Source organism: Novosphingobium sp. ZN18A2, assembly GCF_036784765.1.
In the GTDB taxonomy this organism is placed as follows: Bacteria; Pseudomonadota; Alphaproteobacteria; order Sphingomonadales; family Sphingomonadaceae; genus Novosphingobium.
The window spans coordinates 717,396-740,220 of record NZ_CP136651.1; the positions used below are offsets into that span (position 1 = coordinate 717,396).

General features: G+C 60.1%; 13 protein-coding genes and 2 pseudogenes. 6 read left to right on the forward strand and 9 right to left on the reverse strand.

The genetic code is table 11. The features are described from left to right. Positions 1-34: 34 nt before the first annotated feature. The gene (locus RXV95_RS03515; protein WP_338467639.1) at positions 35-751 is read right to left on the reverse strand and encodes a DUF3800 domain-containing protein; all 717 of its coding nucleotides are present in this window, start codon (positions 749-751) and stop codon (positions 35-37) included. Positions 752-1,034: 283 nt separating this feature from the next. Between RXV95_RS03515 and RXV95_RS03520 the strand changes: the two are divergent. Beyond that, positions 1,035-1,328, forward strand: a pseudogene (locus tag RXV95_RS03520) (integrase core domain-containing protein); the annotation flags it as partial. Positions 1,329-1,450: 122 nt separating this feature from the next. On the opposite strand, the gene RXV95_RS03525 reads toward RXV95_RS03520, so the two are convergent. Both RXV95_RS03525 and RXV95_RS03530 read right to left on the reverse strand, forming a co-directional pair. Next, positions 1,451-3,232 carry a cation:proton antiporter gene (locus RXV95_RS03525; RefSeq protein WP_338467640.1) on the reverse strand — a complete coding sequence of 594 codons (1,782 nt, stop codon included), beginning with the start codon at positions 3,230-3,232 and terminating at the stop codon, positions 1,451-1,453. Between the two features lie 96 nt (positions 3,233-3,328). Next, a complete protein-coding gene (locus RXV95_RS03530) occupies positions 3,329-4,153 on the reverse strand; it encodes a universal stress protein (protein ID WP_338467641.1) in 825 nt (274 codons plus the stop codon). Between the two features lie 226 nt (positions 4,154-4,379). On the opposite strand from RXV95_RS03530, the pseudogene RXV95_RS03535 reads away from it, so the two are divergent. The 4 genes and pseudogenes from RXV95_RS03535 to RXV95_RS03550 form a co-directional block, all read left to right on the forward strand. After that, a pseudogene (locus RXV95_RS03535) lies at positions 4,380-4,490 on the forward strand (IS481 family transposase); the annotation flags it as partial. Between the two features lie 940 nt (positions 4,491-5,430). After that, positions 5,431-6,531 carry a hypothetical protein gene (locus RXV95_RS03540; protein ID WP_338467642.1) on the forward strand — a complete coding sequence of 367 codons (1,101 nt, stop codon included), beginning with the start codon at positions 5,431-5,433 and terminating at the stop codon, positions 6,529-6,531. 166 nt (positions 6,532-6,697) lie between these two features. After that, the gene (locus RXV95_RS03545) at positions 6,698-8,350 is read left to right on the forward strand and encodes a POTRA domain-containing protein (RefSeq protein WP_338467643.1); all 1,653 of its coding nucleotides are present in this window, start codon (positions 6,698-6,700) and stop codon (positions 8,348-8,350) included. Between the two features lie 19 nt (positions 8,351-8,369). Continuing rightward, positions 8,370-15,896, forward strand: coding sequence for a YDG domain-containing protein (locus RXV95_RS03550; RefSeq protein ID WP_338467644.1), 7,527 nt, complete (start codon positions 8,370-8,372; stop codon positions 15,894-15,896). 450 nt (positions 15,897-16,346) lie between these two features. Here the strand turns inward: RXV95_RS03550 and RXV95_RS03555 are convergent, their stop codons facing one another. The 4 genes from RXV95_RS03555 to RXV95_RS03570 form a co-directional block, all read right to left on the reverse strand. Continuing rightward, a complete protein-coding gene (locus RXV95_RS03555) occupies positions 16,347-16,697 on the reverse strand; it encodes a CPBP family intramembrane glutamic endopeptidase (protein ID WP_338467645.1) in 351 nt (116 codons plus the stop codon). A 74-nt stretch (positions 16,698-16,771) separates the two neighbouring features. Then, positions 16,772-17,572 carry an IS21-like element helper ATPase IstB gene (istB, locus tag RXV95_RS03560; RefSeq protein WP_216313962.1) on the reverse strand — a complete coding sequence of 267 codons (801 nt, stop codon included), beginning with the start codon at positions 17,570-17,572 and terminating at the stop codon, positions 16,772-16,774. Then, positions 17,569-18,852 (reverse strand): IS21 family transposase, encoded by a 1,284-nt coding sequence (istA, locus tag RXV95_RS03565; protein WP_338466234.1) that lies wholly within the window; start codon positions 18,850-18,852, stop codon positions 17,569-17,571. Before istA ends, istB begins: the two co-directional genes overlap by 4 nt. Before the next feature lie 31 nt (positions 18,853-18,883). Next, positions 18,884-19,267, reverse strand: a complete 384-nt coding sequence (locus RXV95_RS03570; RefSeq protein WP_338467646.1) for a hypothetical protein — start codon at positions 19,265-19,267, stop codon at positions 18,884-18,886. 75 nt (positions 19,268-19,342) lie between these two features. On the opposite strand from RXV95_RS03570, the gene RXV95_RS03575 reads away from it, so the two are divergent. Next, on the forward strand, positions 19,343-19,987 hold the full coding sequence (locus tag RXV95_RS03575; RefSeq protein ID WP_338467647.1) for a TetR/AcrR family transcriptional regulator: 645 nt from the start codon (positions 19,343-19,345) through the stop codon (positions 19,985-19,987). 147 nt (positions 19,988-20,134) lie between these two features. Here RXV95_RS03575 and RXV95_RS03580 read toward each other — a convergent pair whose 3' ends face one another. Both RXV95_RS03580 and RXV95_RS03585 read right to left on the reverse strand, forming a co-directional pair. After that, positions 20,135-20,929 carry a DUF5681 domain-containing protein gene (locus tag RXV95_RS03580; protein WP_338467648.1) on the reverse strand — a complete coding sequence of 265 codons (795 nt, stop codon included), beginning with the start codon at positions 20,927-20,929 and terminating at the stop codon, positions 20,135-20,137. After that, positions 20,929-22,275 (reverse strand): DNA methyltransferase, encoded by a 1,347-nt coding sequence (locus tag RXV95_RS03585; RefSeq protein ID WP_338467649.1) that lies wholly within the window; start codon positions 22,273-22,275, stop codon positions 20,929-20,931. Before RXV95_RS03585 ends, RXV95_RS03580 begins: the two co-directional genes overlap by 1 nt. Between the last annotated feature and the right edge of the window lie 550 nt (positions 22,276-22,825).

Below are 22,825 nucleotides of genomic sequence, written 5' to 3' on the forward strand. Positions count from 1 at the left end.
GTAGCCGTGCCAGATCCCTAGGGCGCCGGTCGCGTCATCTATACCATCGCGCCTCCTGCGGCCAATCTTTGTACTTCGTGGGACCTAGTGATCCGCTCGCACTAATCACCTCGGCAACTGCCTTTCGCCATCCGGAACTGTTGTCCCCCCACATGAATTGGCTTGCGTAGAGATGCACATCGGCAAGCTGGATCATCCTGCTATGATGTGACTTCGCGAAGTGGACGGTGTCTATGAGATTGGCGATGCCTTTGCCTCTAGCCCAACGCGTACTGCCTCGTCGGAACTCCGATAGGTTAGCCACGGAGGTGCCGATTGCGGGTTCGTCGTAGTCTCCGAACAACATACCGAGCGAGGATTTCGCGCGAAGCAACTCGTCCGACTTTTCAACGAAAAACATGAACGCGATATCTGCAGGTGAGTCGCTCGAATGGGTAATGTTCGCGGGGTTTACCTTCACGCGGATAAGCATAACTTCCTCTCGCGCGATAATCGTGAGAAGCTCCTTGAGCAGCTCAAGCCGTTCGCCAAAATCCCGCCCCTTGAAATTGCCCTTCCCTCGGCAAAGCTCGATCCCGTGGATCTCCGTCTCTTTACTCAACACCGCCGAGCCGAATGCACGTTCCGCGATCGCGCTGATCTGAGCTTCGATCTCAGGCACCAGCTCATGCGAGACGCACACGCCTCCTAGCCAGTAGGAAGGCTGCTCGGGTGGAGAGTGCTTCACTTCGTCGTAGTAGATTAGGTGCACATTTCAGCTCCCGATTATAAAGCTCCTTACCTCCAAAGCCTTGTGGGGTAGCGGAATTATCGCACCTGGTAGTCATCTGACCGTCTGGATATTCGGCGTTTGTGAAACTATCACTGGAGAGGTCAGGCTTGCCCGACAATACAAATCCGCGTTTTGGGCCGATAATCCAAAGCCTTGAGCGAGATGAACGGACGGCCGCTACCAGGAAGCCGATTTGGTCGACCGAACGGCGGGTTTTCAGGCGTGAGCAGCCTTTGGCCTCCCAAAATTACAAATAACATTCCATGTCCGCGGTGTACCGTGCCACCCGCAAACCCAGGGCAAGATCGAACGCTGGCACCAGACCCTGAAGAACCGCATCCTGCTGACAAACTACTTCCTGCCCGGAGACCTGGAGGCCCAGATCGAGGCGTTAGTCGAGCACTACAACCACCTGCGGTGCCACGAGAGCCTCGATAACGTGACACCCGCCGACGCCTACTTCGGCAGAGCGCCAGCCATCATCAAACAGCGTGAAAGGATCAAAGGACAGACCATCGAGCATCGGCGCTTGCTTCACCGCAAGCTCGCCGCTTAACATCAACCCCAAGACGAGGCCCGCAATTCGCTAATCTACACCGCGAGTTGTGCCGAATGTTCTGACGACGGACAAAGTGGCCAAGCCGATTTATCAGGCTGCTGTGTTCGCTCGACGAATGGCTATTGGCTGGGTGCCGACCTTTGTTCCCCAGTGTGGTCACCTTCCTCTTCGATCTTGCGGACAGGGGGATCAAAGCACAAATCGTCGCGCACCTGATCAATGATGGACCGTGCGACGTCGTCGGGAATGCCAAGGCCAAACAAGAGGGACTCCGAAAGCTGAAGGCTGGCCTCGGTCGTTTCAGGTATGGCGTCATATGCTCCGAATTGCTTCATTTTTCGGGCGTGGGCGGGGTCACGCGCGCGCGCGTAAATCGGGATGTGTGGCCATGATCGGTGAACGGCGGAAACGATATGTTCTGCGGCGTTCCGCTGGTCCATGGTCGTAATAAATGCCGCAGCCTTGCTGATCCCGATGTGCCGCAACAATTCCGGATTGCTTGCATCACCATAATAGATTGGCAGTCCTCGGCCCTTTTCGGACGCGACAAGAATGGGGTCGGAGTCAATCGCGACATAGCGGATGCGCTGGCCTTCAAGGATCTTGCCGATTATTCGTCCAACGCGGCCAAAGCCGCCAATCACGATTGTGTCCGATGCAACGTCCTCGGGCGCGGCATTCTGGGTTTCGTTCTCCGTTACCGCGATGGCATTGCCCGTTATCCGGCCAAGCCACGCGAGCCCCGGTGTGACCAGCATTGTCAGGACGACAACGGAAATCAGGAATTGCGACATATCGATTGCGATTGCGCCCACGCTTGATGCAGCGCTCACTGCAACCAATGCGAATTCTCCGCCTTCACCCAGCAGGATCCCGACTTCAGTGGCTACACTCCAGGGGTGACCGAAAGCTCGTGCAAGGATTACAAGGATGACGGCCTTGCCGACGATCAGGGCAATCGCCGCGAGCGCAATCGCGCCTAGATCGTTCCATATCTCCATCAAATCGATCCTCATGCCGACCGATATGAAGAACAGCGCCAGCAAGAGCCCCTTGAACGGTTCGATGTCGCTGTTCACTTGGTGGCGATATTCTGTTCCGGAGAACAGCAGTCCTGCCAGAAATGCTCCAAGTGCCATGGACAGACCCGCTTCGGCTGTCAGTGCAGACGTTCCGAGAATGAACAGCAGCACCGCAGCCATGAACATTTCCCGGCTGCCGCTGCTTCCAGCGAACCTGAGTACGGGACGAACAACTAAACGGCCGATCAGGAATATCGCTGCGACGGTGAGCAATGCCTCACCGATGGATAGTACGATCGCAGACCAAAATGATCCTTCGATCCTGGATCCAAGGACGCCAACATAGAGAAGGATCGGCACAACTGCGAGATCCTGCATCAGCAAAATGCCGAACGCTGTCCTGCCTGCGTTTGACGCGAGGCGCAGTTGTTCCGACAATAGTTGCACCACGATAGCCGTCGAAGACAGGGCAAGGCACAATCCGAAGAGAATGGCGGTCTTTGTGTCTGTGCCAAGGACGCTTGCGGCAAGCCCGATCGCAAGTGCGCCAAAAAGAATTTGGGCCGAGCCAAGACCGAACACCGTTCGTCTCATACCCCAGAGCTGGGCAACAGACATTTCAAGCCCGATGCTGAACAGGAGAAAAGTGACGCCTAGTTCTCCAATGGTCTGAATGCCTTGGAGATCTGAAACCACGAAATGGCCGATCGCCGGAACCTGCTCCTCAAGCTGCCCGAGGCCGTACGGGCCGATCAACAAACCAATGCACAGGAATCCCAGCACAGGACTGATTTTCAGTCGTCGCACAATCGGCATGACCAGGCCGGCTGCAGCCAGGAACAGAATGATTTCCCGCAGGAATGGCAATTGGGTGTGCATGCATGGCCCCGCGCTAGTCTTTCCGAAACCCACTGTTCGGTTGAAATGCTAAGCCGGCAGTCTATTTTCTGTCTGCATCAAATGCCTTGGAAGGCACTAGCGTTTGCGTACCATTAGCGTATCCATTGGCAGCGACGCGAGTAGGTCAGAAGCCATACTTCCTATTGTGGCATGGGCGACCCAGCCACGGCCATGAGTTCCGAGAACAACAAGATCAGGTTCAATTTCGTTGGTTGCCTTGCCGATTTCTGTGCGCGTGTCGCCATACACAAGCATCGGTTGAATTCGCGCTCGCAGGCTGCGGTCGATGTCAGGATGCGCGAGGAATGTATCCAATTCACCCTGGGCCTTCCTTTGCCAGCTATCATGTTCCTCCGGTGCCACGTTCCAGCCCTCGTAGGACACATGGAATGCGTGAACCACATGGATTTCGGTTTGCGGGAAGATTTGTGCTGCCGTTATCAGGGCGGCGCGCGAACAGTCGGAAAAGTCCGTTGCCAGCAGAATGCGGCGATAAGGAGCGTGCGGCCTTCGTTTCACGACGAGAACCGGCACAGACGCATAGCGGACAATGTGATCAACGGCTGTGCCCAGAATGAAATCGTTGATCCCATTCCATCGGCTTACGCCGCAGATCAGGAGGTCGCTGCCAATTGCGTCTGTCGTCCTCGCTATCGCCTTGGGCGCCGATCCGTATGCGATAGTGATTTCTGCAGGATCGCCTCCGAGGTCTTCAACAATCAACTTGCGTGCAGTAGCCTCTCTGGCTTCATGACCAACGGATTGAACGGCTTCGGCAACATGCAGAATATTTAGTTTCGCGCCGCATTCACGCGCTAGCGCCTTTGCTCGGTCGAACGCCCGGTCGCAACGTGCACTCAAGTCCGTAGCCATGACGATAGAACGCAATATTGATCCCATTTCCAAGCCCTTGGTTAGTAGCGTGATCGGAGTGAACTTAGTTGATTATGAAGTTTTGCCTCTTATCAAGGCAAGTAACATATTGTTGTTCTCTATCGGACCAAACGCACCTGATTGACGAGTGAGGCGGTGAGGGTAGGGCGGTTCAGCCTTCAAGGGATCACGAACAACCACTTTGTTGACGGGAAAACCTCTGGGCTTCCCAAAATTACACATAACATCCCATGTTGATCTTGAAGAGCGCCTCGATGAATGGGAGCAATTCTATAACTTACATCGACCGCACGGCGCATTCAAAAGCAAAAAGCCTCAAGAGGCACTGCGAGAACGGCTATAAAATTGTCCACAGTGTCGCGCCGGTCAGCCGATGCTAAAGCCGCTCTCGCATTTGCCTGAAACAAAGACCACTCTCGGCGAGCCGATCTGAGCTCTTGAACATCGGCTCTGCAGGCGTGTCCGGAATGGCTGGTTTTGGATTAAGAAGGTGCGATAGCAGACGTTGAGCCTCGCTAGCGAATTTGTCCACGCGGCCTAGCGCATTCATTTGTACGAATGGGCAATCGGGCGCCCATTGTTCAACAATTAAACGGCCCTGCTCAGTCCCTCGCCGGGCCTGCCCATTCAATTGGATATCGAACAGCCTGGACGCGCAGATAACGCTCCGGACATTTGGACGACAGCGTAACTGGGCCGCGCATCTTGAAGAACGCTGCGAGGAACTGGGGGTGCCGTTCATTGCATATATGAAACCCTGGCCTGCCTTGCCGCTGGAAGATTTGGGCATCGAATTGACCAACTGCCAGCTGCAGCCGATTGGGAAGTCACGCAGGCGCGCCGGGCGCTGATTTGCCTCAAGTTCACCGATGCGCTGATCTTCCTCCGTCATTCGAAACACCTCCCGCCCAAACCGGGCCATCATAAAGGTGCCTTGCTAGTCACGGCATGGCTACAATCGGCAGCTTGCCTTTTGAGCGTCCGGTGCATGCTCACTCCGTCTGTCGCTGCCTCGGCTTTGAGACTTTGCAACAAGTCATTCGGAACGCGCTATTCTGCCGCAGTTAGATCACCCCTATTCGAGCCCTTCGCCATTGCGGCCATTGAGATTTGGCTGCACAAAAAGGGAATGGCAAAGCCAATACCGACGCAATCTGGCCTCCATCCTAGACCCAAGGGCGCCACCAACGATCATCTCCAAACGCGGGACTATTCACCTCTCGCCATTGAAAAATCCGCGCTATGCTGTGTCGTAAGCGCATGCCGCCAAGTGGGCCGTCACCATGCATTTTGACATACAGCTTCGCTTCCAGCCCTCGCCCGCATTCATTGGCATTCTCGCCGAAATGAACGAGCAGTTCGCGGACTGGACCGATGGTTCATACGATTGGGCCAACCAGACCGAGGATTTTCTCTCGCCGCCTACGCCACTGCCGAAGTTCGACGAGGCCATTCTACAGACACCGCTAAGCAAGCGCGCAGTGAATGATACCTTGCAGATCGCGATCGCCCTTCTTTCGGGCAACTACCCAGTGGTTCGCGATTACCTGAAGGAGACGCGCTTCGCGTTCGTCATAGGATATCCGCGAAGCGGAGGCAGCTACCTGACGAAGGAATTGCTGCGCACGGTAGGTTTGGATCACACGCGGGTTTCCGAGGCGCTGGCACACGACGGTTTCCCCGATCTGCGCGAGACGTGGTATGATTGGAATGGCGATCGCCCATATTACCACCTGCAGGAGGCGATATTCCAAGTCGCCGAATTTCTCGTACTCGCCAACCTGTATTATCAGCGCAACACAGACCGCCGAAGCGACGGATTCTGGCTGGCACCGAAGAAGATGCACAAGATCGTATTCTGGGCCAGCAGCTTCAAGATGTTGTTGGGCCAAGGTCGTGCCGATTACCTAGTCACCTTGCGACACCCGGTACCGGCGTGCATCTCCATTTACGAGAAATGTGGGGGTCTTCCAGCCGATGGCCGCTTTCCTGTCAGTGCGCCACGCAGCGCCATAGAGCGATGGATTATCAACGACCTGATGCACCTAGGCTATACCGCGCAGCAGCTGTCGGTCATGAGCTATTTCGAGGTGGTCCTGGTAGGCTGGGCCCAGTTTCACCTTCGCATGGCGACATCGGGCTTGTTTCTCGGCGATCGCAAGGAGATCAGGTTGGTACCCTATGGAAAGGACTGCTTGGAACAGGTGGTGACCGACTACCGCGGTCGGTTCGCCAATGCCAATTTTGCGCCAGAACCTGTGCTGATCCACACCAAGTCAATCGAACACCCCGATTGGCGGGCGCGGGGCGATGAAGCCGTAGAGACGGTTCGGCACGCATGGTCCATGCTTGGATTGCCATTCCCTGAACTGACCGGAGATTGATCCGGAATTCGCCTGTCCAATGTGGCGGGGCATTCAACTGAATGTGTAAGTGAGGCACGCAAGTCACGAAAAATAGACGTTCCTTTGCAAGGCGATTTCTGCGTGCCTATAGGCTTGCATATCGCAACAGAAACAGATGGCGAGGGCTATGCCAACGATAAGGGTAATGGGGCGAGCGCTCGTGGTTGGGGGAATTTTGCTAGGGGCCAGCACTGGCCTGCGTGCTCAGACTGCGCCGAGCCCGGGGACGATCCTGAAGCAAAGCACTCCGCCGCCGCCTTTGCCGACGGCGCCAGACAGCGTCCTCAAACTGCCCGGGCCTTCGCAGCAGTCGGCAGATGATTCCACACCTATTCCGGTTACGCACATCGAATTAACCGGCAATAGCCTTATCTCCAGCAACCAACTGAAGCCGCTGGTCCAGGGCCTGGAAGGGCGCACCGTCACCCTTGGTGCGCTTCAGCTGGCCGCTCAACGCATCACGGCACTGTATCAGGAGCGAGGTTATCCGCTGGCGCATGCCTTTGTTCCAGCGCAGACCATAACCAAGGGGGTGGTCCGTATCGAGGTGGTGGAGCCACACTATGATCGCATCGACATAGACGACCATAGCCGGCTCAGAATGAGCCAGGCCAAGAGCACATTGGGATTGAGTGCGGGTTCGGCCATTGCGCAAGGCGGGCTGGAACGCGGTCTGCTACTGCTCAATAGAACGCCCGGTATTCGTGTGGCCGGCACCTTGGTGCCAGGTGCGCAACCTGCGACCAGTACCTTGCAAGTCAGGATCGACAATACGCCACTGCTGCACGCGGCTTTTTACTCGGACAATTATGGCAACGATTCGACCGGACGCGCGCGTATTGGCGGCAGCCTCAGCCTGGACAACCCCTTAGGCCATGGCGCCCAGCTGACGCTTAATGCGCTGACCAGCACAAACGGGTTGCTGCATTCGTATGGATTCAGCGTCACCTCGCCAGACCTGTCGAACGGTCTGCGTGCAGGCGCTTACGGTTCGCACACCGATTATCGTCTCGGTGGTGACTTCGCCGCGCTGGAAATGAGCGGTCGTGTCAGGCAGGTCGGTGCCGATCTCGACTATCCATTGCTGATGGCACCCGGGCGGTTGATTGGGCTACGCTTGGACGCACTGCATAATGACTTCGCGCAGCGCAGCGGTGTGCTGGCAACTGACAGCCGCTGGCATATCAATCTGCTGAGGTTGAGTCTTAATGGTGCCTTCGCCGATTCCGGCGGCGGTCTGACTTCGGGCGGACTTAGCATCAGCCGCGGCGTACTGGGTCTGGACAGTGCCGATGCACGCAACGCCAACAACACCGGGATAGGTGCGCCGGGCGAATTTTGGGTCGGACAGCTGTTGCTGCAACGCGATCAGACACTGCCGCTGGGCTGGAACCTTACAGTACGCTTCAGCGGGCAACTGGCCTCGCGCTCACTGGACGGTAGCGAGCAATTCTATCTCGGCGGCCCCTATGCAGTGATGAGTGCGCCGGCCAACAATGGAGGTGGCGACGACGGTGTTCTGCTGGACGCGCGCATTATGCACCCGATCCCCGGAATCCACACCGGAAGGCTGCAAGGGGGGGGGATGATCCAGTCGGGCAAGGTCTGGCGGCGCTCCAATGCCGGCACGGCTGGCGACGATCAGCACCTGACCGGTGCCGGTCTGATTGTGGACTATCAATGGCAGCGCACGGTCAACGCTAGCCTGGCCTGGTCACATCCGATTTGGGAATCCCGCTCTGGAAACGGCGGCAATCCGCGCAATGAACTGTGGGCCCGGCTCACGGTCAACTTCTGAACGCCACGGGGGAGTTCACATGAACCATAGGCACCAACCGACCCGCAATCGATTCAGTGACGCTGTGATCCGGGCAACCGAGGTCAGCCGCAACAGGGGCTACATCAACGCGCGTCGCTTCAGATTGAACCGGATTCGGCTGGCGCCGCTCGGCGCATTGGTACTGGGGGTCATTCCTAGCGTTGCACATGCGGCCCCCGCAACTGGCACGATTCAGTCAGTCGCGGTGTCCCCTAACTCCACGTCAGTCGGCATCCAGGGTGCTGTTTCCCCGCCAGTGATGCCGCTGCCAACCGGTGCGAACGTGGTCAGCGGCCAGGCCACTGTAAATCAAACCGGCGGCACTCTGACGGTCGACCAAGCCAGCCAGAACGCGATTATCAACTGGCAATCCTTCAACATAGGAAGCGACAACACCGTCATATTCAATCAGCCGAACATCACTTCGGTCGCATTGAACAGAGTGCTGGGAAGCGATCCGAGCGCGATCTTTGGCCACCTGAATGCCAATGGACAGGTGTTTCTGGTCAACCCGAACGGCGTCTATTTCGCTCCGGGCGCCCAGATTGACGTTGGCGGCATTGTCGCTTCGACATTGGACATAACCGACCAGGATTTCCTGTCTGGCAAATACCATTTCGCCGGTCACAGCACGGCAGGCGTGCGAAACGATGGCAGTATCCGTGCCGCCAATGGCGGCTATGTTGCCTTCATCGGCAAGAGTGTCAGCAACAATGGTTCGATTGCCACGCCCGAAGGCACAACTGCGCTGGGCGCAGGCGGCAGCGTCGACCTGACGCTGGCGAACAACTCGCTGCTCACCTTCAAGGTCAGCAGCAGCGCGCTGAATACACTGGCGCAGAACGGCGGCGTGATCGCAGCCAATGGCGGCACGGTAATCCTCAGTGCCCAGGCCAAGGATGCATTGCTGCAGACGGTGGTGAACAACACCGGGCAGATCCAAGCGCAGACGGTGGCCAGCCACAATGGCACCATCGAGCTGCTGGGTGGCGACAGCGGCACGGTGCAGGTGGCCGGCACCTTGGATGCCACCGCGCCCAATGGGGGCAATGGCGGCTTCATCGAGACCTCAGGCGCGCACCTCAAGGTCGCAGATGGTACCACGATCACCACTAAGGCTGTCAGAGGCGACAATGGCCGATGGCTGATCGATCCCGCCGACTTCACCATCGCCCCTACGGGCGGCGACATCACCGGCGCGGCGCTCTCTGCGGCGCTGGCCAGTACCAGCGTCACCATCCAGACCAGCATCACCACGACCACCGGCAGCTTCGTCAACTGCACCGGCATCAACTGCGGCACCGGAAACAATGCCGGCTACAACGATATCATCGTCAACGATACGGTGAGTTGGAGCGCCAACACGCTCACGCTGAACGCCTACCGCAACATCGTCATCAACACGGCAATGAACGCCTCCGGCACGGCCAAGCTGGCGCTGCTGTATGGCCAAGGCTCAATCAACGGCGTGATCGGCGGCGTTACCTCTGACTACATCGTCAACGCGCCGATTAATCTGGAAGCCGGACCGAACTTGTCAACCAGGCTCGGCACCGGCGGCAGCGCGGTCACCTGGACCGTCATTACCAGCCTGGGCTTGGCTGGCGATGCCAGCACCACGCCGGGCACGATGACACTGCAAGGTGTGACGGCCAGCAGCCTGACCGGAAACTACGCGCTGGGCGCCAATATCGACGCCTCGCCCACGGCCAATTGGAACCCCGACGGATTTGGCGGTTATTACGGTTTCGACCCCATTGGAGACGGCAATGGCGGTGCCACCTTTACCGGCCGGTTCGATGGGCTGGGCCACACCGTCAGCAACCTGACTACGGTCGCCCGCTACGCATTCGCGGCAAGCCTATTCGGCTATACGAGCAACAGCGCGATCCGCAACATCGGCATGTTGAACGCCAACGTCACCGGCATCCGCTATGCCGGCGGATTGGTCGGCTACGCCATCGGCGGCAGCATCGATAACGTGTATGCCTCCGGCACGGTCAAAACGACATCGACCAATGACACTGTCGGCGGACTGGTTGGCGTCAACAGTGGCACCATCAGCAACGCCTACGCCACCGGCAGCGTCAGCGGCAGTACCAATGTCGGCGGGCTGGCCGGTCGGAACAGCGGCACCATCAACAACGCCTATGCTACCGGCAACGTCAGTGGCGTCTCCGAGGTCGGCGGTCTGGTCGGATTCAATCTGGGTTCTGGCAGTAAGATCACCAACGCCTACGCTATCGGCGACGTGACCGGCACCGGCATCCGTATCGGCGGACTGGTGGGATTCAGCACCAACGGTGCGATCAGCAACGCCTATGCCACCGGCAATGTCAGCGGCGGGTCCACGGTCGGTGGGTTGCTCGGGCTTGCCTACAACGGCACGGTGAACAACGTCTACGCCACTGGAGCTGTCAGCGGCAGCAGCACGGTCGGCGGTCTGGCTGGAAGCAACAGCGGCAGCACGATCACCAACGGCTACTGGGACATCACGACCACCGGCAAGGGCACAAACGCTGGCTACGGCGCTCTTTCCGGTACGGTGACGGGCGGCGGCGGGCTGACCACAGCGCAGTTGACCGCGGCCCTGCCCTCGGGCTTCACCTCCAGCAACTGGGCCAACGCCGGCAACCAGACCACGCCGTACCTGCTGACCAATACCAGCTTCCAGACCGTCAGCGGCGCAGTTCTGCTGGGCACTGACACCAGTGCCTCACCGACGCAATACCGGGTGATCACCAACGTCACCCAGTTGCAGAACATCAACAGCACCGGGGTGAACCTCGACTACGTGCTGGGCAACAGCATCGGCGCCTCGGCCACCGCCGGCTGGAACGGCGGCGCGGGCTTCACGCCGATTGGCACGGCCTCCACCTCCTTTACCGGCAGCCTGGAAGGTCTGGGCTACACCATCAGAAGTCTGTACATTCACCAATCCGGCTCCGGCAATGACGGCTTCGGCCTGTTTGGAACTATCGGCAGCGCTGGCGCGGTGAGCAACCTGGGTCTGGTCGGCGGCAGCATCACCGGCAAGTCCTATACCGGGGCACTGGTCGGCAACAACGCCGGCACCATCAGCAATGTTTACTCCACGGCCAGCATCAACGGCCAGGTCGGCACGAATGTCGGCGGACTCGCCGGCTATAACGCCGGCACCATCAGCAACGCCTACACCTCCAGCATCATCAGCAACGGCGGCACCAACACCGGCGGACTGGTCGGCTATAACGCCGGCACCATCAGCAACGCCTATACGACCGGCAACGTCACCGGCCTGAGTTCCAGGACCGGCGGACTGGTCGGATTAAACACCGGCACCATCGGCAACGCTTACGCCACCGGCAATGTCCAGGGCGACACCAATGCCGGCGGACTGGTCGGCGGTAACATCGGCACCATCAGCAACGCCTACGCCACCGGCGACGTCACCGCCAACTACGACGCGGCGGGCGGACTGATCGGGATCAATAGCTCGGGCTCGGTCATTAACGTCTATGCCACCGGCAAGGTCAGCCTAAACTCGAGTTACTCCGGTACAAAGCTCGGCGGGGTGCTCGGCGTCAGCTATGGCGGTAGCTACTCGAGCGTCTACTGGGACACCACCACCAGTGGCACCACCAACAGTGGTGGTGCCGGCAACGGCCTGACCACCGCGCAGCTGGCCTCTGCCCTGCCCTCGGGCTTCAGCAGCAGCTTGTGGGCCAACGCCGGCGGCCAGACCACGCCGTACCTGCTGGGCAACACCGACTTCGAAAGTTACAGCGGCTCGGTGATCTTGGGTACAGATACCAGCGCTACGCCAACGCTGTACAAAGTGATCACCCGCCTCACCCAGCTTCAAAACATCAACAGCACCGGGGTGAACCTCGACTACGTGCTGGGCAATAACATCGACGCCTCGCCCACCGGCAGCTGGAACGGTGGCGCAGGCTTCGAGCCCATTGGCAGCAATGGCAACGCTTTCAGCGGCGTATTCGATGGCCTGAGCTTCGCCGTCAGCGACCTTACCATCAACCGGCCGTCCACCAATTTTGTGGGGCTGTTCGGTAGGGTGGGAAGCGGTGGCGTGGTGCGCAATATCGGTATCATCGGAGGCAGCATCACCGGCAAGGGTTACGTGGGCGGTCTGGTGGGCAGTAACATTGGTGGTTCAGTCAGCAATGCCTATGCGACTGGCCCGGTCAGCGGTACCTCACCCGTGGGTGGGCTGGTCGGATATTCCAGCGGATCGATCAGCAACGCCTATGCCAGCGGTAGCGTCAGCGGCACCGATGGTCTCGGTGGACTGGTCGGCGTGAACGTTGGAGTCATCACCGACACCTACGCCACCGGAAGCGTCCGCGTCAGCGGCAGCGCCCTCGCATATGGCATCGGTGGCCTGGTTGGAGCGAACAGCACCAACGGTCAGATTATCAATGCCTATGCCAGTGGCAGCGTCACCGGCAACGGCAGCCTCGGCGGGTTGGTTGGAGCCAACTTCAATGGCAGCGTCACTAATGGGTATTGGGACACCACCACCGGTCTCACCTCTGGTTTTGGCAACAGCAACGGAACCGTCACTGGCGGCGGCGGCCTGACCACGGCACAGCTGGCCGCAACTTTGCCCACTGGCTTCGCCTCAAGCGACTGGGCCAACGCCGACAACCAGACCACACCATACCTGCTTGCCAACACCAGTTTCAATACGATCAGCGGATCGGTATTCTTGGGTACTGACACCAGCGCGACACCGACTCAGTACAAGGTGATCACGAGCGTCACCCAGCTTCAGAACATCAACAGCACGGGCCTTGGCCTCGACTACGTATTGGGCAACAGCATCGACGCCTCGGCCACCGCCGGCTGGAACAACGGCGCGGGCTTTGTGCCGTTCGGCAACAACTACTTCACCAACGCGTTTACCGGCGTCTTCGACGGCTTGGGTTTCACCGTCAGCAACCTTACCGTCAATCGGCCGTCCGCCAGCTATGTGGGTTTGTTCGGCGTGGTCGGCAGCGGCGGCGTAGTACGCAACATCGGCGTCATCGGCGGAAGTTTTACCGGCTCCTACTCTGTAGGCGCTCTAGTCGGCGCCAACCTAGGCACTATCTCTGACGCATACGCGACCAGCGGCGTCACCGGCAATGCCCTCGTCGGCGGCTTGGTCGGCCTGAACACCAATGGGGCGATCATCAACGCCTATGCCACCGGCAATGTCACCGGCTCCGGCGCCAACCAAGAAGACCTCGGCGGTCTGGTCGGCTACAACTCGAATGGCTCGATCAGTAACGCCTACGCCACCGGCAACGTCACCGGCAAGTGGCAGATCGGCGGCTTGGTCGGGCTGAGCTCCAATAGCTCCACGATCAGCGATGTCTATGCTCTCGGCAATGTCAGCGGCACCAATGAGGTCGGTGGATTGGTCGGCTCCAATACAGCGGACTCCACCATCACCAACGCCTATGCCACCGGCAGCGTCAGCGGCACCAATAAGGTCGGCGCGCTGGTCGGGATGAACTCGAACGGAGCGGTCATCACCAACGGTTACTGGGATACCAGTACGGGGCTCGGCACTGGGATTGGTAGCAGCAACGGCGGCGCCGTAACCGGGGGCGGCGGCTTGACCAGCACGCAAATGATGCAGCAGGCAAGCTTCACCGGATTCGACTTCAGCTCTCCGGTGTGGGTGAACTACAGTGGCCACACCGCACCACTGCTCAACGTGTTCCTCATCCCGCTCACGATCACTGCCGACAACCAGGGCCAGACATACAACGGCGGCACTTTCGGGCTGCTCAACCCGAGCTATTCGGTGGCAGGCGCGGATACGTCAGGACACCTGTTCGGTCTAGGTGACGCGTACAATGGCGCAGTCAATGTCGGCAGCTATAGCCCGGATCTGTGGTCGGATCAGCAAGGCTATCGTATTGCTTACGTGGGCGGCGCCCTCTCCATCACCGCCAAGACCCTCAGCCTCACCGGCCTCGCCGCCAACAACAAGGTCTACGACGGCACGACCGATGCCACCGTCAGTGGCTTCGGCAGCCTTGCAGGCATCGTCGGCAGCGACAACGTCGGCCTCGATACCACAGCAACCAGCGCCAGCTTCGCCGACGCCAACGCCGGCACCGGCAAGACCGTCACCGTCACCGGCCTCGCTCTCACGGGCACTGCCGCCGGAAACTATACTCTGTCCTCGGCCGGCACGACGACAGCCGACATCACCGCCAAGACCCTCAGCCTCACCGGCCTCACCGCCAACAACAAGGTCTACGACGGCACGACCGATGCCACCGTCAGTGGCTTCGGCAGCCTTGCAGGCATCGTCGGCAGTGACAACGTCGGCCTCGATACCACAGCAACCAGCGCCAGCTTCGCCGACGCCAATGCCGGCACCGGCAAGACCGTCACCGTCACCGGCCTCGCTCTCACGGGCACTGCCGCCGGAAACTATACTCTGTCCTCGGCCGGCACGACGACAGCCGACATCACCGCCAAGACCCTCAGCCTCACCGGCCTCACCGCCAACAACAAGGTCTACGACGGCACGACCGATGCCACCGTCAGTGGCTTCGGCAGCCTTGCAGGCATCGTCGGCAGTGACAACGTCGGCCTCGATACCACAGCAACCAGCGCCAGCTTCGCCGACGCCAATGCCGGCACCGGCAAGACCGTCACCGTCACCGGCCTCGCTCTCACGGGCACTGCCGCCGGAAACTATACTCTGTCCTCGGCCGGCGCGACGACAGCCGACATCACCGCCAAAACCCTCAGCCTCACCGGCCTCACCGCCAACAACAAGGTCTACGACGGCACGACCGATGCCACCGTCAGTGGCTTCGGCAGCCTTGCAGGCATCGTCGGCAGTGACAACGTCGGCCTCGATACCACAGCAACCAGCGCCAGCTTCGCCGACGCCAATGCCGGCACCGGCAAGACCGTCACCGTCACCGGCCTCGCTCTCACGGGCACTGCCGCCGGAAACTATACTCTGTCCTCGGCCGGCACGACGACAGCCGACATCACCGCCAAGACCCTGAGCGTCAGTCTGCTCGGCAATCCCACGAAGACGTATGATGGCACTACAGATGCGACGCTGAGCACTTCCAACTTCCTGCTCACAGGTTTCGTCGATGGACAGGGCGCAAGCGTCACCCAGACGGATGGAAGTTATGCCAGTTCCCAGATTGGCGTCGGCCTCGCCGTCACCGCCAACCTCACGATCGGCGACTACAGTGCCGACGCTGGCACACTACTAAGCAACTATGTGCTGCCCGTCACAGCCAGCGGAACGGGCAGCATCTTACCGTCGCCAAATGGAACTGCGGGCAACGCGAGCGCGAATGCCGGGCAAAATGCCACCTGGGGGTACATTGGACAGGACGGATGGCGATTGAAACTGGACCCGCGCCTGCAATGGCTACTGGCATCGTCATTGAAGTCGAGCGCGGTACAACTGTCCATCAACGCTGGCACAATGGACACGCCGCCATGCTCCATAGATGCTTTCACGGCCCTCTCCAGTGCATGTCGCAAATATTGAGAGCAGGAATCGCCGACAAAGCGGACGTCAGGGTGCCCTTAGCGACTTGCGATAGAGTGGAATTTGAATGTTGCTCGCTTTCGGATGAGGCTATCTGGTCACAATGGACAAAAGATACTCCGAAAGCTTCAATCAAGCATTGGCGAACGAGCCAGATGTAGAAGCGCTCTGGAAAGCCGTCGGCATCCTTCAGACCCACCCCGCCTTGGTGATCTGCCCCCAAGATTAGGGCTAAGCGCTACTCAAATCGGAAATTGCGACCCGAAGGAGAATTCACACTTGCTAATACTCCGATCTCCCTTGCAAAACGTCACGTGAATATTTGTTAATGTTCGCTGGGCACCGCGATTCAAAGGTGATCCGATTGGCTGCGATGCGTCAACTGTCATGTCCGCTTTCGGGGCTGAGCTACCAAGCAGGAAGCGACCCGATTGCGAGCGTTTGCGCGGCTCACGCATCTTGCACGGACGGAAGATTCTTCACCCTTATCGCGACGAAGTAGCCGATCGAGTTCAAGATCATGTGCGCCACAATCAGCCACCACAGGCTATGCGTCAGCGCAAATCCGATCGCGAAGGCCAGCCCGATCACTCCCGTACGCAAGATACCTGATGGTCCTTGATAAGCGTGAGCCAAGCCGAAGGCGACTGACGCGATTGTGGCAGCACCCCACACTCCGAGGAGGGGCGCAAGCGCCCAGAACAGATAGCCCCGGAACAGCAACTCTTCGGTGAAACTTCCGATGATGATGACGAGAGGAAAGAGCACGAACTGCGCATTGGTTCGAGGAGCGATACGCATCCTCTCCAGCTTTTCTCGCTGTCAAGCGAACCGAGGATTTGACCCCTTGGGCGAACTGAAGAACTGACCCCCTGTCATTGCGGTGCGGTTGCGGTGTTGTCGAGCGCAGATCCGGCCTTCTGCAGAAGGCCGGATCTGCGCTTTTCGCGAAGTCGGTAGCTGTCCCCGCGGATGGTGATCACGGTGGAGTGGTGGAGCAGGCGATCCAGGATCGCGGTTGCGACGACCGGATCGCCGAACACGCTGCCCCATTCGCCGACCGAACGGTTTGAGGTGATCAGGATCGATCCCTTCTCGTAACGGCGCGATACCAGCTGGAAGAACAGGTGAGCCGCGTCGGCTTCGAACGGCAAGTAGCCGAGTTCATCAATGATCAGCAGTTTCGGCCGGCTCAGCAACGTGAGTTGCTTATCGAGATTCCCGTCCATGTGGGCTTTGGCCAGAAGGGCCACGAGCGTTGCTGCCGTGACGAACTGGACCGAGTAGTTCTGCCGGATCGCCTCACGTCCCAGCGCCACCGCCAAGTGCGTTTTCCCCGTCCCGGGCGGCCCCAGGAACAGCGTCGTGTCACCGTGTGCGATCCAGCGGCACGTCGCCAGTTCCCGGATTTGCCCTGGATCCAGCGAAGGCTGCGCATCGAACTCGAAGCCGTCGAGTTCGCGCACGAAGGGGAACTGGGCGATCTTGCTCGCCATGGAGATCCGCCGTTCATCGCGCCGAGCGATTTCGCGTCCGACCAGGAACGCGAGCGCTTCGCGCAAGGTCATGTCCGAGCGTGCGGCTTCGTCGAGCAGCGTATCCAGCTGATCGCGGATTGCGGTCAGCTTCAGCCGGTCCAGCATGGCGATGAGGGTCTCGTGATCGACTGCCATCACCATGCCCCTCCCGCAACCGCTTCGTATTCGGCGAGCGGCCGCAACAGCGCGGGCGGCGCAGCCGGCGGCATTGTCGCGCGCCCGGGCGCGGCACCGACGAGCCCAGCCAGATGCGCCCGTTCGATAACCCGCTGCCGGCGACCCTCGCATTGGGCATGATCGGCCACGACCTCGCCGGCATGACGGACGATGACGCGACCGCCCAGAACCACGACCTGAACCGTCTCGCCGACGAGACGCCACGGGACCGAGTAGCTGTTGGTGTCGAGGTCGATCGCGCAGTCGGAGCGCACCTTGCGGGCCAGGTCGCGCAGCTGGCCGAACGGTGCGCGTCCGCTGAGCGGACGCAGGGCATTCGCCTCATCGGCAAAGCGCACGATTGGCAGTTCGCCAGTGGTGCCGTGAACGCGCATGTCGGCAACCTCCCGGTTCCATTGATCCAGGTGGGCAACGAACGCGCCCCAGCTCGCGAAGCGGCGGCCTGCGATGGCATTGCGCTTCACATAGCCGACGCCGCGTTCATCCTTGCCCTTCGTTCGGGCTCGATACGGAGCGCACGCCCTTGGACTGAAGCCCCAGTAGCGCGCGAAGGCATGGAGCCGGGTATTGAACCGAACCTCGCGGGTCGCTGCATCATGATGGTCGACCAGGGCTCGCGCATTGTCGAACAAGACCTCGGTCGGCACGCCGCCGAACCGCAGGAACGTGCCCTCCATCCCTTCGAACCAGTCCGCCTGCCGCTCCCGGAGCGAAGGCCGGATATGCATCCGCCGCGAGTAACCCAGCGTCGCCACGAACAGGTGGATCTTGACCCGCTCATCGCCGATCCAGACCCTGGTGTCGCCGAAGTCGATCTGCAGCTGATGCCCAGGGCGAGTCTCGAAGCGCACCGTCGCCTTCTTGTGCGCCCTCAATTCGCGCCGCCAGGGCTGGACCCGCAGCTCGACAGAACGCAGCCCGATCACGATCCCGTGCTCGCTCGCCAACTCCTGGCGGATAACATCGGCATTCCCGTTGTGCCGGAAGAACCGTTCGCGAAGCCAGTCATCCAAGCCGTCAAAGGCCGACTTGCGCGGTGCCTTGGCAAACGGCACGACGCCCCCGGCGCGAAGGTAGCGGCGCACCGTGTTGCGCGCGCAGCCAAATTCCTTCGACAGCCGCTTGGCTCCCCAGCCAAGTTCATGCAACCGCACCATCGCGGCCACCTCGTCCGGTTGAAGCATCTCTTCTCCCTGCACAGCAATCGCCTGTGCCGGGATTTCTGATGTCCCTATCGTCATCTGTCCCTCCTCTTGTCGAACCCAGAGGGGGTCAGTTCTCAGATTCGGAAGGGGGGCAGTTTCTCACTTCGCCTGACACTCGCAGGAGCCGAAGCTTGTCAGGTGACATCTCCTGAAACAGGAGGATGTAGGCGCAGAGGGCTACCAGGAGCACATCCAGCACGAGACCCAACTGCCCGAGAACACCGATCTGGAGGCCCAGTGCAAGGTACGATCGACTGAACCAATACCATGACACAAGTATGAGCGATGAGATCAAGATGCCCTTTACGATGATCTTCCAGTACCGGCGCAGCAATCCGGCCTCGTCCAAGGGCGCCCGATCAAACTGGCGGCCAACGAAGAAGGAAGAAACCGGCCATACAACGAACACCATCATGGTGAGCAACAGGTCGATCAGGTTGTAGTGCGGCATGGGTGACCCTTGTGGGCAGCGACATAATGTAACTGCATATTTACATTAATCCCCAGTCAAGTCTACAAGCACGGCATGTCGCACGGACCCAACCAGCCCATTGCACGCCAGCACCGCAGCAAGGTCACGCATGATCTTTTGTGCGACGCGGCCGAGGAAGCCCTGCGCGAGGGCGGGCTTGCGCTGTGCACCATTCAAGAGGTCGCCAGGAGGGCTGGCCGGTCGGGGGCGAGTGTCTACCGCCGGTTCGGCGACAAGGACCGGATGATCATTGCCGTGATCGAGCGCTATCTCGAACGCATGCTCTCCGCCAACGAGGTTGGCTTCAAGGCTCTGGCTGAACAATACCCCCGCCTCGAAGAGAGGCTGAAGGTTCTGGTCGAGGGCGCGGTCGCGAGCCAGCGCCGCGATGCACGGCTGGTGCGCGCCTTCAGGGACGCGGCAGCCCGCTCCTCCAACGACGCGCTGACCGCTGCGATGGTCTGGATGCGCGACGCGGTGCTCGACCTGGCAAGGCGGGCGCTGCGCGACTGCTCGTCTGAAATCGCGCGCCAGGACAAGGAGCAGGCCATCACGTTCGCAGTAGACATGCTCATGGGCGCTTTGGAGGTCCTGACCAACAACGACGCCCCTTCATTGAGTGACGGGGCGTATCAATCCGAGCTCTACGACATGCTGTATGGCTACCTCTCCTCGCCCGCGATCGACGCACGGTCCTGACGCCACGTGTCGCGCTAACCGCATGGCCGAAAACATGTTGCCTTGCGGGTGTCCTCTTGCCCGACTTTCCTGCCGTTCGGCGGCCAGAGTGACCCCGCCGAAAGTGGTCGGCCGTTCAAGTTGAAATTTGTCCACGCCGCCTAGAACCTATTCCAGATACGCGTCCTTCAGCTTCCGGTTTCGGTGCAAATCCCCGAGTGCCGTCCCGGGGCGCGATGCACCTTCCCTGTACGACCTGTTCTCGAGCTTCACCTTGTAGCGCTCGGAGACGACATCGTTGATGATGTCGAACATACGCTGCTCCCAGTGCCAGTCGTCGAGATAGCGCGCCTTCATTTGCGCACTGCGCGATCGCCGGTACTTCTCGGCGAAGTAGTTTACCTCCTCCTGCGCCTCGGCGCGCCGCTCGAGCGCTTCATCGAGGCGCTGCTTCTGCTCTTTGGTCTGCGGCCCCGTGATCTTCACCTCCCCGCTATCCGGGTCGAGGATGATGTCATCCGGGTGAGGTACGGGAGACGGTTCAGGTGAACCACGCTCCCGGGCGCGCTTGATGACCTCGTCCCATCCGATCTTGTAGTCGAGCGCCTTGCCGAACAGTTCCATGCGTGAGTGATAGTGCTGCTCCTCCATATCGGCGACCATCCGGGTCAGCTGTTTCTGGGCGAGGCGATTGCCCTTCAGCGCCGCGATGCCCATCGCCCGGAACACCGCCTGGATCGTTGGAAGTTCGATCGCGGTATCGCCTTCGCGGATGGCTACAGGGCGATAGGCTTCCATCCGGAGGAACTCCTCGGCAGCCTTCTTGCCGTAACCGGTATCGACCGCCTTGCCCTTCGCGCCTTTTGGCCGTCCCGCGGGATTGCCGGACTGCCCCTTCCGGAACCTGTGCTGGACCGGTGGCTTGCCATAACCGACGATGTACTTGCCGGGTTCGCCTCCCATCACGCAGCCTCCTCGGAGATGTCACTCTCGGCAGGATCGATACCCGGCCGCGCCTCACTGACCTCCTCGAACGTCCGGTTGTTTCCGACGAGCGCTGCCTGTTTGCCGGTGCGGGCCTCCCAGCGCCGGATGATCGTGTCGCAGTAGAGCGGGTCGTATTCGACAAGCCGTGCAAGGCGCCCGGTCTTCTCGGCCGCGATCAGCGTCGAGCCCGATCCCCCGAACCCGTCGAGGACGATTTCGCCGCGGCGTGAGCAGTCGCGGATCGCATCGGCGATAAGTGCGACCGGCTTGACCGTCGGGTGCATGGCGAGCTCATCCGAGCGGGTGGCGCCGATCGAGCTGATCCCGGCATAGTCCCAGACGTTGGTACGATAGCGTCCGGTCTCGCCCAGGCCGAAGCTGTTGGTATGCTCAGCGGTCCCCTGCTTGAATACGAAGATCAGCTCGTGCTTGGAGCGATAGAACGCACCCATGCCGCCATTGGTCTTGTTCCACACGACGAGGTTCTTGAACTCCGTGAATGCTGCCTCGCCAGCAGCAAGCAGCTCTCCCATGTGCCGCCAGTCCATGCACACGAAGGCGATCGCCCCGTCGCGCATGACCCGGCTCATGTTGGTGAGCGTCTGCTCGAGAAAGCCGGTGAACTCGTTCCGGCTCATCTCCCCCGAGGCAAAGGCGAACTCGCGATGCTTCACAGAACCGAGCCCGCAGACGTTGCCGTCGATCGCAACGTTATAGGGCGGATCGGTGAACACGAGGTCGGCTTTATCGCCATCCATCAACCGGTCGAGATCCACCGCACTGCGCGTGTCGCCGCACAGGAGGCGATGACGACCCAACTGCCAGATGTCGCCGGGCCTGGAGACCGGCGTGCCCGAAATAACCGGAACGGCGTCCTCGGGGCCCGCAGGTCCATCGGGACTGGCTTCACTCGCCTCGTCGAGCACCAGGTCGATCTCGGCAAGGCTGAACCCGGTCACTTCGACATCGAACTCGAGGTCGACCAGCGCCTGCAGTTCGATCGCCAGGATCTCGCGGTCCCACCCTGCATTGAGCGCGAGCTTGTTGTCGGCAAGCACGTAGGCGCGGCGTTCGGCCTCGCCGAGGTGAGACAGGGCCAGCGTCGGCACTGTCTTCATCCCCAGCAGCCTGGCCGCTTCGACCCGGCCGTGGCCGGCGACGATCTCACCTTCATCGGAGACCAGCACCGGGTTGGTGAAGCCGAAGCGCTCGATCGACGCCGCGATCTGCTTTACCTGTTTTCTGGAATGGGTCCGCGCGTTGCGCGCGTAAGGCCGAAGTGACGCGATGTCGCGTTCGACCAGTTGGGTCGTTGTACTCATGTTCGTCTCCCGTCTGCCCCAAGGCGATGGTCACGCAATTGTAGCGGATGGCGCGAGTGAATGAAAGATCAAAACAGGAACAAATGTCGCTCGACAGGCACGCTTTGCCGCAAATCTGGCCTTGCTACGGGTGTTTACGGGCGGAGAGGCTTCTGAATGAGCGTGCAGGCCGGCCAGGTCATTTCCTGCATCCTATTCCCTATCGCGAAACCCTGTTCCCGGTGCCGGGCTTCCCTGTTCGGCGCTCGGCAATTCCCTGATACGGTTCGGCGATTTCCCTGTTATGCCCGTAGGGAATTTTGCTCGGCGAGCCGCGGTTTCCTGCGGGTTCTGAGGTCAATCCGAGCAGCCTGAACCCCTGAAAACCAGCGATTTCCCTGTAAATTCCCTGTTATGCAGGGAAATCGGACAAGAGCCTGCCTCGCTTCGCACTGCGTCGCGCACCAATCATCTTCAGAATGAACCTGATTTTCGCCTTCGGGCGCTGCCCTGTGACTGGCGCGGGGCGGTTGTGGCGGTATATCGGGAAGGGTGCTTCGGGCGGGTTCTC

Excerpts from the sequence above, each read along its gene's own strand:
- RXV95_RS03555 (WP_338467645.1), bottom strand. The coding sequence starts at position 16,697 with ATGCGTATCGCTCCTCGAACCAATGCGCAGTTCGTGCTCTTTCCTCTC.
- RXV95_RS03530 (WP_338467641.1), bottom strand. The coding sequence starts at position 4,153 with ATGGGATCAATATTGCGTTCTATCGTCATGGCTACGGACTTGAGTGCA.
- RXV95_RS03575 (WP_338467647.1), top strand. The coding sequence starts at position 19,343 with ATGTCGCACGGACCCAACCAGCCCATTGCACGCCAGCACCGCAGCAAG.
- RXV95_RS03585 (WP_338467649.1), bottom strand. The coding sequence starts at position 22,275 with ATGAGTACAACGACCCAACTGGTCGAACGCGACATCGCGTCACTTCGG.
- RXV95_RS03570 (WP_338467646.1), bottom strand. The coding sequence starts at position 19,267 with ATGCCGCACTACAACCTGATCGACCTGTTGCTCACCATGATGGTGTTC.
- RXV95_RS03525 (WP_338467640.1), bottom strand. The coding sequence starts at position 3,232 with ATGCACACCCAATTGCCATTCCTGCGGGAAATCATTCTGTTCCTGGCT.
- istA (WP_338466234.1), bottom strand. The coding sequence starts at position 18,852 with ATGACGATAGGGACATCAGAAATCCCGGCACAGGCGATTGCTGTGCAG.
- RXV95_RS03550 (WP_338467644.1), top strand. The coding sequence starts at position 8,370 with ATGAACCATAGGCACCAACCGACCCGCAATCGATTCAGTGACGCTGTG.
- RXV95_RS03545 (WP_338467643.1), top strand. The coding sequence starts at position 6,698 with ATGGGGCGAGCGCTCGTGGTTGGGGGAATTTTGCTAGGGGCCAGCACT.
- RXV95_RS03580 (WP_338467648.1), bottom strand. The coding sequence starts at position 20,929 with ATGGGAGGCGAACCCGGCAAGTACATCGTCGGTTATGGCAAGCCACCG.
- RXV95_RS03540 (WP_338467642.1), top strand. The coding sequence starts at position 5,431 with ATGCATTTTGACATACAGCTTCGCTTCCAGCCCTCGCCCGCATTCATT.